Genomic DNA, 11,668 nt, shown 5'->3' on the forward strand with positions numbered 1-11,668 from the left:
ATGTCCCCGTCTGCGAGATAACTGACTGATTCCATGATGATTTTCTCAAGGTCTTCGTGTACCTCAATGGAATCGACATCCATCCTAGTGACTTCATCGTTCTTGATGGTTGCCGCAAATCCCTCAATGGCGAACATCTCCTTTGTTTCACCATCGATAGTTGGCGTGAACTGCATCCACTCAAGATGGAATTCGTCATCGGAGAGTGACAGACCATTCAAATCGAAGGAATCATTTCTCTTGTCTTCGCGATTAGCAACCGTACATTTTCTATCGTTGTTGTCACCACCACCAACAGCAGACCCAGAAATCGCTCCCATAGCAATTGCTGAACCGAGGAGTCGAACGAGCGTGCGCCGCGATTGCTGGAGTGGGAAACTGTTCGTATCGACCTCTGAGGAAGTTTCTGCCGATGAGTTGCGAGAGGTCGGCGTACAAGCGCGATTGCAACGTTTGAAGGTCCACTTCCCGACGCGGTTCGGGCGTCACGGTCCATGGCCCGTAGTTGTCGATCTGAATCAACGTTATCTGGGCGTTCGTCACTGTTGGTCGTGTGTTGGCAGCACTATCGTATAAGCGGTCCTAATCGTGATTTGCGTCTCAAAAATGGGATGGTGGGAAATCGTTGGGGGATAGGACGGTGAACCGTGGGAATATCGGACCGTCAGTTCTCGGACCGATTCGGATTCCGGGGGATTCAAATCTCCCTTCCACCTGCACCCCACAATGAGTATCCCGTCGTTCGTCATCGGTATCGCGGGGGGCACTGGCGCGGGGAAGACGACAGTGGCCCGCGAGATAACGGAAGCGCGGAGTGATTCTGTCACTCGCATTCCGATGGACAACTACTACAAGGACCTCTCGCACCTCGACTTCGAGGAGCGGACGGAGATAAACTACGACCACCCGTCGGCGTTCGAATGGGCACTGCTCCGCGACCATCTCGACTCGTTGCTTTCGGGCCAATCCATCGAGATGCCCCAGTACGATTTCAGCGTCCACAACCGCAAGGACGAACGCGTCACGATCGAGCCGACGGACGTCGTGGTCCTCGAAGGCATCCTCGCGCTGTACGACTCCGAAGTCAACGAGATGCTCGACCTGCAGGTGTACGTCGAAACCGACGCCGATGTGCGTATCCTCCGCCGAATCGAGCGGGACGTGGTGGACCGCGGACGCGACCTCGAAGGCGTCATGGACCAGTACCTCTCGACGGTCAAGCCGATGCACGAGCAGTTCGTCGAACCGACGAAAAAGCACGCCGACCTCATCATCCCCGAGGGCGCAAACCGGGTCGCGGTCAACCTCCTCGAAGAGAAGGTCCGTGCGGAGACGCGAACGGAGCACGCGTGGGACGTCGAAGAAGAGATTCGACTCCCGACGGACGAGGGAACCGAGCGACCAGAAGCGCCCGCCGCGACACCCGACGGTGGCGGCGAGCGATGGTCGTCGGAAAAGTCGGAGTAGTTAGGCGCGTTTCTTCTCGGGGTTTTCGCCGACCGGGTGGTAGTCCCAGAAGCCACCGGCCCGCATCGCGTTGCCGACGGCTTTGTGGAAGTCGGTTATCGTCTCGAACTCGGTCGGTTCGACGTATTCGAAGATGTCGCCGACGCTGACGACCTTCTTGTAGTTGATCCGAATCGGCTCGTCGGAGTGTTCCTCGACGAACTCGTCGCGTTCGAGCGGGAAGTCCTCGTCCTCGTCCAGTTTCTTCGCGAGGATAGCGAGTCCGTACTTTCGTCCTCCCTCGCTCCCTTCGTCACCATCCGGGTCGTGAGGCCAGTCCATGTTCGCACCTCTATCAGGGGAGAGCAAAAGGGTTGCTTTCTGTCTCACTTTCTCGGCGTGGGGAGTCCGCGTTCGACCAGACACCGATGACCGCGCCGCAGCCGTTCCGAGATGGCTTGGTGTGAGACGCCGAGTTCCTCGGCGAGGTCCGTGGCCGTCGCCCGCCGCGGAATCTCGTAGTACCCCCATTCCATGGCGCTCCGCAACGTTTCGTGTTGTTGCTCGGTGAGTTCGTGCTGTTCAGTTACCATCGTCGTCCGCTTTTGGACGTTCTGTATCTCTATCGGGATGCCGACGTCGTGACACGACTCGTACACGGAAGAAAGAATTTCCCTGTTCGAAAACGGGATACGAAAGCGCCACTCGTACTCCGCGGCGCGTGCGGTGAAGACGGTCGTATCGTCCTTCGTAAGCGGGGCTAAAACCTCGTGAACGCTCCGTCCCCATCGCATCGCAAACAGACCCCTGTCGTTCATCCTCGTCAAAAGCGTCGAATCGTAACGGTACTATCCTCGTCGAAAGCTCGCTCTATAGTCGAAATATCCGGTGCCGTCGCTCGCAACTGCGGCATCATGTTCTCGACATCGTGTCCAACGACTCCAACAACGTCGAATCTCGCCTCGGGCACCCGCGAAAACGTCTCGTGGAGTGCAAATTCGCTCGTCGGGAGTGCGATTTCAGCAACCGTACTCACCCGAGTTACAACAAACACCAGATTGTTCGCTGTTGTGCTTGCTAATTCAAGTGTGTTCAAATATGGTCAGTGAAAGCACGCACGTACTTTCGGCTCGATTGTACTTTAACCGGTGTATAATTAACTGGGTGGCCTGTTGAACCTCGGAGCATGGCGCGGTATACGCGGGGGAGATGAGAAACATGTCAGGCTCTTCATCCGGCGGATTCATCCACGGGATACTTATCGGCGGTGGCGTCGTTTTCTTCGTTGCGGGAATACTGATCGTGACGGGGGTGCCGGGCGGCGTGCTCCAACCGGCGTCCGGCGGTGCGAACGACCCCACCAGTACCCCGGTCGAAACGACACAGACGACGCCGACCGCCACGACCACGACGGCAGCGCAAACGACGCAAACGACACGAACGACTTCGACCACCACGCGACCGTCCACCACGACGGCACAGACCACAACGACGACACAAACGACGACAGCGACGACGGCACCGAGTAAGACGGTTCGGTACCGTGTCAACGTCGGTGGCCGATGGCTCTCGTCATCGGACACTGGCCCGAACTGGCTGGCAGATTCCGAAAACGACCCCGTTCGGTTCGGGAACGCGCGTGTCAGCGGCAGTCACACCAACGGAACGAACGACCCCATCGCCATGACGCCCGCGGTTCCAGCGGGCACGCCCGAGGCGATGTTCCAGAGTCGGCGGTACGACGCCGACACGAAGAACGACCGGACCGACGACACGGAGATGCAGTACCGCTTCCCGGTGCGGAGCGGGAAATACGAGGTCAGACTGTACTTCGCGGAGACTTATCTCGGCAACTCGGGCTGGAACGACCACAAGAAGGAAGGACCGCGGGAGTTCGACGTCGAAATCGAGGGCAACCGCGTCCTCCACAAGTACAACATGTACAAAGAACTCGGTCACGACCGGGGAACGATGAAATCGTACACCGTCACCGTCCGCGACGGCACCCTCAACGTGAAGTTCCTCCACCGGAAGGAAGACCCCATGCTCTCGGGCATCGAAATCGTCCGGGTGAACGATGGCAACGTGAACAACAGCCGCGACGGCTCGGACGGAACCGACGGATGGTCGTGGTCCCGCGACGTGCCCACCCAACCGCTCGCCGCGGTCACGGACTCGGGGTTCGAACCGGCGTAACTCCTGCTCGTCTATTTCGACGCAGAGATAGATAAAAGCGTGTGAACGTCGTACATCGGCCGCATGAGCGGCCTTCTTTCACGGGAGACGGAGGAGACGGAACGCCTCGTCACGTTCAGCGATGGCGTCTTCGCCATCGCCATCACGTTGCTGGTGCTGGACATCTCCGTGCCGACAGTTCCGGCGGGAGAACCGGCGTCGGTGCTTCCCGCCCTCGTCTTCGAACAGTGGCACGAGTTGTTCGGATACGTGTTCAGCTTCCTCGTCATCGGGTCGTACTGGGTGCTCCACAGACGGGTGTTCGTGTACATCGAGAAGTCCGACAAACGCCTCGTCTGGCTCAATCTCCTCTTCCTCCTGTTCGTCGCGTTCGTGCCCTACGCCACGTCCCTGTTCACCGCCTATCCCGACCGGTTCGGCGTCATGTTCTATGCGGGAACGCTCGCCGCCACGGGCTTCCTCCTCGCTGGATTGTGGGCCACGCCGCACGGACACGCCTCGTACAGGAAGGGCTCCCTCCCCGTGCGATGGCCATCCGAGCTGCGCGATTTTTCGTGTCTCCGACCGTCTTCGTCCTCTCGATAGGAATCGCGTTCATCGACCCGTTCGTCGCTATTTTCAGCTGGTTGCTGGTCCTGCCCTTCACCGCCCTGTTCGAATCACGGCTCGTCAACTACCTCGAAGGAGAAACGGAAGAATCGACGTTGTAAACCAAACGATGACTCGAATCGCCTCACTCGACGCTCACGAGTTGCTCGCGTCGAGAACGGTGGGATTGGGATTTGAACCCAAGAGGCATGACGCCACCTGCTTTCAAGGCAGGCGCAATAGGCCGCTCTGCCATCCCACCACGGGCGGGTCTACTCGGTACCGGGTCTAAGAAGTGTCGGTCTCGGTTCGGCGACGTATCCATCGAGATAGATTACGCGAGTGAAATATTATTCGAGGACATTGAATCATAACCGTTTAATTCCCCTGGTGCATTTCCCCGGGTACGATGTCATCACTGGATTTCGAGCCGCTGACGTACGACGAGTTGCCGGAGGACAGGCGACCTTCGTTCGGACAGGCGCTCTTGCCCGTTCTCGCCACGGTCGTCTTTCTCGCGGTCGGGTCGGCGTGGTTAGGGATGGACCCCCACATGCCGCTGTTGTGGGCCATCGCGTTCACCGGTCTCGTCGGCTACTACGTCCTCGGCCTCTCGTGGGAGGACTTGTACGATGGAATCGCGGACAGCCTGTTAATGGGGCTACAGGCCGTGTTCATCCTGTTTACCATCTACGCCCTCATCGCGACGTGGATCAGCTCCGGGACGATTCCGGGGCTGATGTACTACGGGCTGAAACTGCTGTCGCCGACCGTCTTCCTCCCCGTGACGGCGGTGCTGTCGGGACTCGTCGCCTTCTCCATCGGGTCGTCGTGGACCACGGTGGGGACGCTCGGCGTCGCCTTCATCGGCATCGGGTCGGGACTCGGGATTCCCGCGCCGATGACCGCCGGGGCCATCCTCTCCGGCGCGTACGCCGGTGACAAGCAGTCGCCACTCTCGGACACGACCAACCTCGCGGCGGCGGTGACGAACACGAAACTGTACGACCACATCCGTCGCATGCGAACCGGGACGATGCTCGCGTTCGGTCTCGCCGTCGTCGGCTACGCGATTCTCGGCCTCCGGGCCAGCGGCGCGGTGCCGACCGGTCGCGTCGGGAACATCCAGCAGGCGCTGCTCGGAACGTACCACATCTCGCCGCTGGTGTTCGTCCCGCTCGTGGTGACGTTTGGGCTGGCGCTCCGAGGATACCCCGCGCTGCCGTCGCTCGTCGCGGGAATCTTCTCGGGCGTCGGGACGGCCATCCTCGTCCAAGGGGTGTCGTTCACGGCCGCGTGGAACGTCGCGCTGGCCGGAACCGAACCGAAGACGGGTATGGAACTCGTCAACGGGCTGCTCCAGAGCGGCGGAATCCAGGGTTCGGCGTGGACCATCAGCGTCGTCGTCGCGGCGCTCGCTCTCGGCGGACTGCTGGAGACGACGGGCGTCCTCGCCGTCCTCGCACACCGCCTCTCCGAGTCGCTCAGCAGCGTGGGCGGCTTGGTCGCCGGAACGGGTGCGGCCGCGATGGTGACGAACGTGCTCACCGCCCAGCAGTACATGAGCATCGTCGTGCCGGGCATGACGCTTCGCAACCTCTACGAGGAGCACGGACTCGACAGCAGCGACCTCTCGCGGGCCGTCGAAGCCGCCGGGACGCCGACGGGCGCGCTCATCCCGTGGCACGCCGGAGCCATCTACATGGCGGGTGCGCTCGGCGTCTCGACGCTCTCCTACGCACCGTACTACCTCTTCGGCTTCCTCTCCCCTGCCATCCTGTTCGTGATGGCGCTCACGGGGTGGCGGCTCGAAACCGAATCGTCGGAAAAAGCGGGGACGGTCCCGTCCGCCGACTGACGGACGTCTGAATGACGAACGAAGGAGACTTTTCTACCGAACCAATTTGCGTTCTCCGTCCCGTTCTTCGACGCGCACGCCGAGTTCGTGGAGGTACGACGCCGTGTTGACCGGGACGATTCGTTCCGCGGCGATACGTGCGTTCAGCAGGGGAATCAGCGACCGCAGGTCCTCGCCCGTCACCACGCTCGTCATCGAAGGGAGGTAGTCAACGTCGTGTCCGGCATCGACGGCGCGATGGGTCGCCGTTTCGAGTTCCGGCACGGTGTACACGTCATCGAAGTCGATGGTGCCCGTCGCGCCGAGGTAGTAGAGTCGCCCGTCGTCCGCGGGGCCGAGGACGACCTCGCTCCGACGGAGTTTCATCGCCGCGCTGTCGATCTCCTTCCGCGTCAGCATGGGCGCGGTGCCGTCCACGATGGCGACCGAAGTCACTCCCTCCTCTTCGAGCAGGTGGGTCGCCGTGTTTCCGGCGCGTCCCGAGAACGTCTCGCCGACCTGCACTTCGAAGCGCACGTCGCTCACGTCGTCGAGCGCTTCCTCGGCCAGCGCGCGGAGTTCCTCCTCGGAACTCCCGGCACCCTCGTACTCGTCCGGGATTTGGTCGTCGGGACGGTAGTTGACGAGCAGTTCGCCGCCGCTGTTCGCCGCCGCGAGGAACGTGTCCTTCAGCATGGCGGCGTACAGTTCGGTCGCCTCGCTCGCGGAGAGCGGCGATGTTTCGGGGAGTTTCGGCAGGACGAACCCTTCGCGCGGCGGGTCGGCCAGTACGGCGATGGTGGTCATACCCGCCCGTCGGTGCGGAAGCGCCTTGAAAGCCACCATTTTATGGCCTCCTCGTTCCAATTTCGGCCATGCACTGGACGAAACCCCTCGGCCTGCTCGGCGTCGCCGTCCTGGCGGTGCTCACGCTCGGCGCTCTCGTCGCGTTCGTCACGCAAACGCTCACCGGCGACGCCGTTACCGCCAGCATCGCCTCCATCGCCCTGCTCGTTGTGGCCATCGCCGGACTGGCACACGTCGGCGGTCGCTCGAAGCGGTGGCGGCAGAACCCGTACTGGTGACCAAATCGAGACCGCTTGTCGTCCCTGTCGCTCTTTCGTCGACTCGTATCGGCCGTACCGCCTTTTGTCTGCCGTTATCGGCCCTGTCGTCCTTTCGTCTGGCGGTAGTCCGTCCCCATCAACTCGGCGAAGTGCTCGACGAACGCTTCCGTCTGTTCGTCCGTCTGTTCTTCGGGGTGTATCATCGGCACGAGTTCGAAGCCCCGCCCGCGAATCGTCGTCGCGTGGTCGTCCACGATGTCGATGTCCGCCGCGGGTTTCGTGGTGTATTCGGCGGCGATTTCGGCCAGCGCGCCCACACCGACCGGGACGAGAATTTCGGGGTTTATCATCCGAATCTCGGCGTTCAGATACGGCTCACACGTCATTATCTCGCCGTCGTTCGGCGGGCGTTCCGGGTGGTGACAGCGCGTCAGATAGGTGAGAAACGCGTTCTCGATTTCGGGTTCCTCGGCGTCCGCCGGGGACTCGTTCATGCCGAGCCGACCGAGAAGTCCCTGTAGTCGCTCCCCCGCTGCGTCGCCGGTGAACGGGACGCCGGTTTCGTCCGCCCCCGCGCTCGGCATCTCGCCGACGAACAGGAAGTCGGCGTCCACGTCGCCGTAGCCGTGGACGACTCGTTCACGGCGGTTACACAAATCGCAGTTCGTACACTCCTCGTCCATTCCGAAGGGGTTCGAGCGCTCCTCCTGTTTCGCGTTCATGCATTCGCTTGTGCGGCGAGCCTAAAAGGGGCTACTCCTCGACGAGGGCGAGAAACGACGCCGCCCATCGCGCGCCGTCGAGCGCCGAGACGCGGTGGCCCCGTTCGTCGTAATCGATGAGGCCCGCGGAATCGAGTTTCGGGAGGTGAAGCTGATACAGCGTCGAGTAGTACTGACGGTGCTGGGTGGATTCCAGTTCCTCCTCGCCGATTTCGCGCCGTGCGACCGCCGTCGCCAACTCGTCGATAGCGACCCCCCCGTCTGTATCGAGAAGGTACCGAAGTGCGTCACGTCGGCGTCTCGAACCGAGCGCCTCGAACATGCCGTCGAGCGAGGGGCCGTCTCGGACCATCGTCGCGGACGAGCGAACGTCGCGGTCTCCCTCGTCGGTGACTTCGACCATCTCGTCCGCGAACACTCGTAGGGGAGCGATCTCCGAATCGTCGGCCGCGCCGTGATAACAGAAGTACCCGACGGCGTTCGCGTCCGCGAGTCGCTCGGAGACGGCATCGAAGAAGGGAATTATTTCGCGGGGTGAGACGTGCTCGAACGCGGTCGTGAGCGAGTCGAAAACGACCGTTGTCTCCCCGTCGTTCGCCGCGAGCGCGGACGCGACCGCCGATAGAATTCCGTCGAGGTCGTTCGGTCGGTGGACGGCTTCGACGGCCGCCTGTACGGTGCGTTCGGCGGATGATCCGTCCTCAGTGGACGGTATCGCTCCGCCAACCTCGACGAGTCGAACCCGGTCGGGGAGCGCTCCGACGGAGCGTCGCCACGTTCGGAGGAACGACTCGGCGGACTTATCGCACGTCACGGCCACCAGTGCGTTCGTTTCGTCGTACGGGAGGGCGGGGAAATCGTGATCTCCCGTACGACCGTCATCGCTCGCCGGAGTGGTGACGAGGATGCATCTTCCTGTCTCGAAATCGAGATTCGCGTTCGTCATGGCGGCTGGTCTCGGTGCTCGTTCGTCGCGTGCGATAGCTGCTGGAGGGTCGTGGTCCGAGGGGAAAAGGTACGATGATGTATCATTGGTTCGGTTCTGTGGTTCGCGGTGGGTTGGGGAATCGTTTTATGCTGAAGGGGGGGGCACGGGTTCGCGCGTCAGCGGACGCTTCCGAAGCCATCTCTGACGGCGCAGCCGACCGGTTCGACCGCGATGACCGGTGCGAAATACGACGATCGGAGTACTGCCGTTCGCCGTCGTCTGTTCGCCTCGTACGATGCAATTCGTAATAAGTTTATTCGTGAATAAAAGGGATGAGACTGCACGATGGCGCTCGTCGAACGGATGCGACAGTCTTAGTGTCCGCTCTCGTCGTCAGTGGGTCGTTCACGGAGCAACACGTGCCCGTTCGAGTGTGCGAACACCGTGAAACCGTCCATCGCGAACGTGATGTGGCCCTGTTTTCGGCCTTTCCCTTCACGGGTGTCGGTAAAGAGCGCGTCGAGGGCGTCGGGATCGATAACGTCAGCCAGCGGAATTCGAGTTTTGGTCGGGTCTACGCCTCGAATCGACGCGACCGATTCGATGACGGTTTCGATCAGAAATCGTGATGTCGCCATGTCACAATACACGTGGTACGCGTGCGGATCGGAAGCGACGCGCGTCGGGGTGTTTGCTCCATTTTCTTCGCCACTGTCGACATTTGGTCTGTCATCTACGATACAACAGCAATATGTGACGCAAACGATGTAAAATTACGTCTCAGGGCGGCTGGGATGATAGTCCGTTTCGTATGCACCCGGTCGGTCGTCCAGTCGGTCGGGATTGACCCGTCCGCCGAGCAACATGAAATCCACGAGCGTCAGCGCGAGCATGGCTTCGACCACGGGGACGCCGCGCGGCGGGAGCACGGGGTCGTGACGGCCGATGACCTGCACGTCCTTCTCCTCGCCGGTTTCCCAATCGACCGTCGTCTGGGTCTTCGGAATCGAGGTCGGCGCGTGGAGCGTAACCTCGCCGTAAATCGGTTCGCCTGTGGTGATGCCGCCCTGCAGGCCGCCGTGACGGTTCGTCACGGGTTTCGGGTCGTCGTTCTCGTCGAACTCCCACTCGTCGTTTCGGTCGTGCCCGGCCCATTCGCGTGCCTCTCGACCGAGCCCGAACTCGAAAGCGGTGGTCGCCGGTATGGACATCATCGCCTGTCCGAGTCGAGACTCGACGGAATCGAACCGCGGTGCGCCCAACCCGCGCGGAACGCCGCGCGCTTCGAAGTATATCGACCCGCCGATGGAGTCGCCCTTCTCTTGATAGTCGTCTATCAGCTCGCGCATCTCGGCGGCGGCGTCGGGGTCGGCGCATCGGACTTCGTTCTCCTCGCTGTGTTCGAGTATCTGCTCGAAACTCACGTCGTCGGCGCGCACGTCGCCGATTTGGTTGACGTGGGCTTTCAGTTCGATGCCGACGGACGAGAGTATCTTCTTGGCGATGGCTCCCGCCGCGACCCAGTTCACCGTCTCGCGCGCGGACGACCGACCGCCGCCGCCCCAGTTTCGCGTCCCGAACTTCGCCGAGTAGGTGAAATCCCCGTGGCTCGGCCGCGGCGCGGTGATGAACGGTTCGTACTTTCCCGAGCGGGCGTCCTTGTTCTGGATGACCATTCCGATGGGCGTTCCCGTGGTGTAACCGTCCTGAATCCCGCTGTTGATGGTCACGGCGTCGGGTTCGTCTCGACTGGTTGATATCATCGACTGACCGGGTTTCCGTCGGTCCAAGTCGGCCTGTACGTCGTCGGTCGTGAGTTCCAGCCCCGCCGGGCAGCCGCTCACCGTGACGCCCATGGATTCCCCGTGGCTCTCGCCGTAGGTCGTCACCTGAAAGAGGCGTCCGAATCGGTTTCCGTTCATTACCCGTTCCTCTGGCACCCTACCATTTAGAGGTTACAGGCCGCGGAACGTTTCGCCACGACGGCCGAAAGAAAATTTATAGCCGGAACGCGAAGACGGAGGCGATGAATCGGCGTCGATTCACCGCCCTGCTCGGTCTCGCAGGAAGTTTCGCGGGTTGTGTCAGTCGCCTTCCAGTCGATAACGGTGCCGACGCCGCGAAACCGGTGAGCCTCCGCGTTCGCAATTTCTTCGACGAGCGGCGGGTCGTCACGGTGACTATCGACGGAAATCGAACGGGCGACCACTACAAGTCCGACTTTTACCTCTTTCCCGGATGGATAGCGAATCGTCGAAACATCCTCGAAGCGGACACCTACGAGGTGAACGTCCAACTCGACAACGGCATGTGGCGCACCGTGGACTGGCGGATGGAAGGCTGTGACACGAACGTCATTTTGATAGACGTCGGACCGGACGGAATCGGCGTCACCGCGACGTGCCAGAAGGACTGACCCTCAGCGCTGTACGCCCGCGCCGAGGTCGTAGAGGACGTCGAAGAAGTCGGGGAAACGACACGTCAACGTGCTCCGCGTCGGCGACCATCGTCGTCCCGTCGGCGGTAAGTCCGGCGACCGCGAGTGCCATGACAATTCGGTGATCGCCGTGCCCGTCCACTACCGAGCCAACGAGGTTCGATTCGTCGCCGTAAATCGTGAGCGCGTCGTCTTCCTCTTCGACGCTCGCTCCGAGGTTCGAGAGCTCTTTCGCCATCACGGCCACGCGGTCGGTCTCCTTGTAGCGGACGTGTTCGCAGTTTTCGATTCGCGTTTCGCCGTCGGCGATGGCGCCGAGCGCGGCGATGGTCGGAAGGAGGTCGGGCGTGTCGCCGACGTCGACCGTGACGCCCGAGAGCGATGACCGCCGAACCGTGAGCACGCCGTCGTTGCGGTTCCACTCGACGTCCGCGCCCATCCGGTCCA

At 61.6% G+C, this 11,668-nt stretch carries 15 protein-coding genes, 1 tRNA gene and 2 pseudogenes; 7 read left to right on the forward strand and 11 right to left on the reverse strand.

Annotated features, from left to right (window positions below; translation table 11 throughout):
* Together BG842_RS28610 and BG842_RS27105 are read right to left on the reverse strand one after the other, a co-directional pair.
* On the reverse strand, nt 1–320 hold a 320-nt coding region (locus BG842_RS28610), incomplete at its 3' end, for a hypothetical protein (protein WP_139136011.1).
* Between the two features lie 88 nt (nt 321–408).
* Nucleotides 409–543 (reverse strand): annotated as a pseudogene (locus tag BG842_RS27105) (GTP cyclohydrolase IIa); the annotation flags it as partial.
* 183 nt (nt 544–726) lie between these two features.
* Here BG842_RS27105 and udk point away from each other — a divergent pair.
* Nucleotides 727–1,467 carry a uridine kinase gene (gene udk / locus BG842_RS04220; protein WP_069449808.1) on the forward strand — a complete coding sequence of 247 codons (741 nt, stop codon included), beginning with the start codon at nt 727–729 and terminating at the stop codon, nt 1,465–1,467.
* On the opposite strand, the gene BG842_RS04225 is transcribed toward udk, so the two are convergent.
* Together BG842_RS04225 and BG842_RS31060 are read right to left on the reverse strand one after the other, a co-directional pair.
* Nucleotides 1,468–1,788: a DUF5785 family protein gene (locus tag BG842_RS04225; protein ID WP_007977414.1), complete on the reverse strand. Its 321-nt coding sequence runs from the start codon at nt 1,786–1,788 to the stop codon at nt 1,468–1,470.
* Between the two features lie 44 nt (nt 1,789–1,832).
* The gene (locus BG842_RS31060) at nt 1,833–2,264 is read right to left on the reverse strand and encodes a helix-turn-helix domain-containing protein (RefSeq protein ID WP_254662888.1); all 432 of its coding nucleotides are present in this window, start codon (nt 2,262–2,264) and stop codon (nt 1,833–1,835) included.
* 400 nt (nt 2,265–2,664) lie between these two features.
* Here BG842_RS31060 and BG842_RS04235 point away from each other — a divergent pair, with 400 nt between their 5' ends.
* From BG842_RS04235 to BG842_RS31065, 3 genes are all read left to right on the forward strand, one after another.
* Nucleotides 2,665–3,642 carry a malectin domain-containing carbohydrate-binding protein gene (locus BG842_RS04235; protein WP_069449809.1) on the forward strand — a complete coding sequence of 326 codons (978 nt, stop codon included), beginning with the start codon at nt 2,665–2,667 and terminating at the stop codon, nt 3,640–3,642.
* Nucleotides 3,643–3,705: 63 nt separating this feature from the next.
* Nucleotides 3,706–4,227: a TMEM175 family protein gene (locus tag BG842_RS04240; protein WP_254662889.1), complete on the forward strand. Its 522-nt coding sequence runs from the start codon at nt 3,706–3,708 to the stop codon at nt 4,225–4,227.
* Nucleotides 4,197–4,352, forward strand: a complete 156-nt coding sequence (locus tag BG842_RS31065; RefSeq protein WP_254662890.1) for a hypothetical protein — start codon at nt 4,197–4,199, stop codon at nt 4,350–4,352. Before BG842_RS04240 ends, BG842_RS31065 begins: the two co-directional genes overlap by 31 nt.
* Nucleotides 4,353–4,409: 57 nt before the next feature.
* Here BG842_RS31065 and BG842_RS04245 read toward each other — a convergent pair.
* Nucleotides 4,410–4,492, reverse strand: a tRNA-Ser gene (locus BG842_RS04245).
* A 147-nt stretch (nt 4,493–4,639) separates the two neighbouring features.
* Between BG842_RS04245 and nhaC the strand changes: the two genes are divergently transcribed.
* Entirely contained in the window at nt 4,640–6,088 is a 1,449-nt protein-coding gene (gene nhaC / locus BG842_RS04250) for a Na+/H+ antiporter NhaC (protein WP_069449810.1), read from the forward strand.
* A gap of 33 nt (nt 6,089–6,121) precedes the next feature.
* Here nhaC and BG842_RS04255 read toward each other — a convergent pair whose 3' ends face one another.
* Nucleotides 6,122–6,874 carry a DUF2064 domain-containing protein gene (locus tag BG842_RS04255; RefSeq protein WP_069449818.1) on the reverse strand — a complete coding sequence of 251 codons (753 nt, stop codon included), beginning with the start codon at nt 6,872–6,874 and terminating at the stop codon, nt 6,122–6,124.
* Nucleotides 6,875–6,942: 68 nt separating this feature from the next.
* Between BG842_RS04255 and BG842_RS04260 the strand changes: the two genes are divergently transcribed.
* On the forward strand, nt 6,943–7,152 hold the full coding sequence (locus BG842_RS04260) for a hypothetical protein (RefSeq protein WP_069449811.1): 210 nt from the start codon (nt 6,943–6,945) through the stop codon (nt 7,150–7,152).
* Between the two features lie 74 nt (nt 7,153–7,226).
* Here the strand turns inward: BG842_RS04260 and BG842_RS04265 are convergent, their stop codons facing one another.
* The 4 genes from BG842_RS04265 to aroC form a co-directional block, all read right to left on the reverse strand.
* Nucleotides 7,227–7,856, reverse strand: coding sequence for a uracil-DNA glycosylase family protein (locus BG842_RS04265; protein WP_069449812.1), 630 nt, complete (start codon nt 7,854–7,856; stop codon nt 7,227–7,229).
* Between the two features lie 31 nt (nt 7,857–7,887).
* Nucleotides 7,888–8,802, reverse strand: a complete 915-nt coding sequence (locus tag BG842_RS04270) for a hypothetical protein (RefSeq protein ID WP_069449813.1) — start codon at nt 8,800–8,802, stop codon at nt 7,888–7,890.
* Nucleotides 8,803–9,158: 356 nt separating this feature from the next.
* Nucleotides 9,159–9,422, reverse strand: coding sequence for a HalOD1 output domain-containing protein (locus BG842_RS04275; protein WP_069449814.1), 264 nt, complete (start codon nt 9,420–9,422; stop codon nt 9,159–9,161).
* A 135-nt stretch (nt 9,423–9,557) separates the two neighbouring features.
* On the reverse strand, nt 9,558–10,706 hold the full coding sequence (gene aroC, locus BG842_RS04280; protein WP_069449815.1) for a chorismate synthase: 1,149 nt from the start codon (nt 10,704–10,706) through the stop codon (nt 9,558–9,560).
* 104 nt (nt 10,707–10,810) lie between these two features.
* Here aroC and BG842_RS04285 point away from each other — a divergent pair, with 104 nt between their 5' ends.
* Nucleotides 10,811–11,200 carry a hypothetical protein gene (locus tag BG842_RS04285; RefSeq protein WP_069449816.1) on the forward strand — a complete coding sequence of 130 codons (390 nt, stop codon included), beginning with the start codon at nt 10,811–10,813 and terminating at the stop codon, nt 11,198–11,200.
* A gap of 3 nt (nt 11,201–11,203) precedes the next feature.
* Here the strand turns inward: BG842_RS04285 and BG842_RS04290 are convergent.
* Nucleotides 11,204–11,668: pseudogene (locus BG842_RS04290) on the reverse strand (3-phosphoshikimate 1-carboxyvinyltransferase); the annotation flags it as partial.

Source organism: Haladaptatus sp. W1 (genome assembly GCF_001723155.1).
GTDB classification, from domain to species: domain Archaea; phylum Halobacteriota; class Halobacteria; order Halobacteriales; family Haladaptataceae; genus Haladaptatus; species Haladaptatus paucihalophilus.

Coding starts and splice junctions, on each gene's coding strand:
- BG842_RS04275 (WP_069449814.1), bottom strand. CDS start 9,422: ATGGCGACATCACGATTTCTGATCGAAACCGTCATCGAATCGGTCGCG.
- aroC (WP_069449815.1), bottom strand. CDS start 10,706: ATGAACGGAAACCGATTCGGACGCCTCTTTCAGGTGACGACCTACGGC.
- BG842_RS04235 (WP_069449809.1), top strand. CDS start 2,665: ATGTCAGGCTCTTCATCCGGCGGATTCATCCACGGGATACTTATCGGC.
- BG842_RS04265 (WP_069449812.1), bottom strand. CDS start 7,856: ATGAACGCGAAACAGGAGGAGCGCTCGAACCCCTTCGGAATGGACGAG.
- BG842_RS04260 (WP_069449811.1), top strand. CDS start 6,943: ATGCACTGGACGAAACCCCTCGGCCTGCTCGGCGTCGCCGTCCTGGCG.
- BG842_RS04255 (WP_069449818.1), bottom strand. CDS start 6,874: ATGACCACCATCGCCGTACTGGCCGACCCGCCGCGCGAAGGGTTCGTC.
- udk (WP_069449808.1), top strand. CDS start 727: ATGAGTATCCCGTCGTTCGTCATCGGTATCGCGGGGGGCACTGGCGCG.
- nhaC (WP_069449810.1), top strand. CDS start 4,640: ATGTCATCACTGGATTTCGAGCCGCTGACGTACGACGAGTTGCCGGAG.
- BG842_RS04285 (WP_069449816.1), top strand. CDS start 10,811: ATGAATCGGCGTCGATTCACCGCCCTGCTCGGTCTCGCAGGAAGTTTC.
- BG842_RS31060 (WP_254662888.1), bottom strand. CDS start 2,264: ATGAACGACAGGGGTCTGTTTGCGATGCGATGGGGACGGAGCGTTCAC.
- BG842_RS04270 (WP_069449813.1), bottom strand. CDS start 8,802: ATGACGAACGCGAATCTCGATTTCGAGACAGGAAGATGCATCCTCGTC.
- BG842_RS04225 (WP_007977414.1), bottom strand. CDS start 1,788: ATGGACTGGCCTCACGACCCGGATGGTGACGAAGGGAGCGAGGGAGGA.
- BG842_RS04240 (WP_254662889.1), top strand. CDS start 3,706: ATGAGCGGCCTTCTTTCACGGGAGACGGAGGAGACGGAACGCCTCGTC.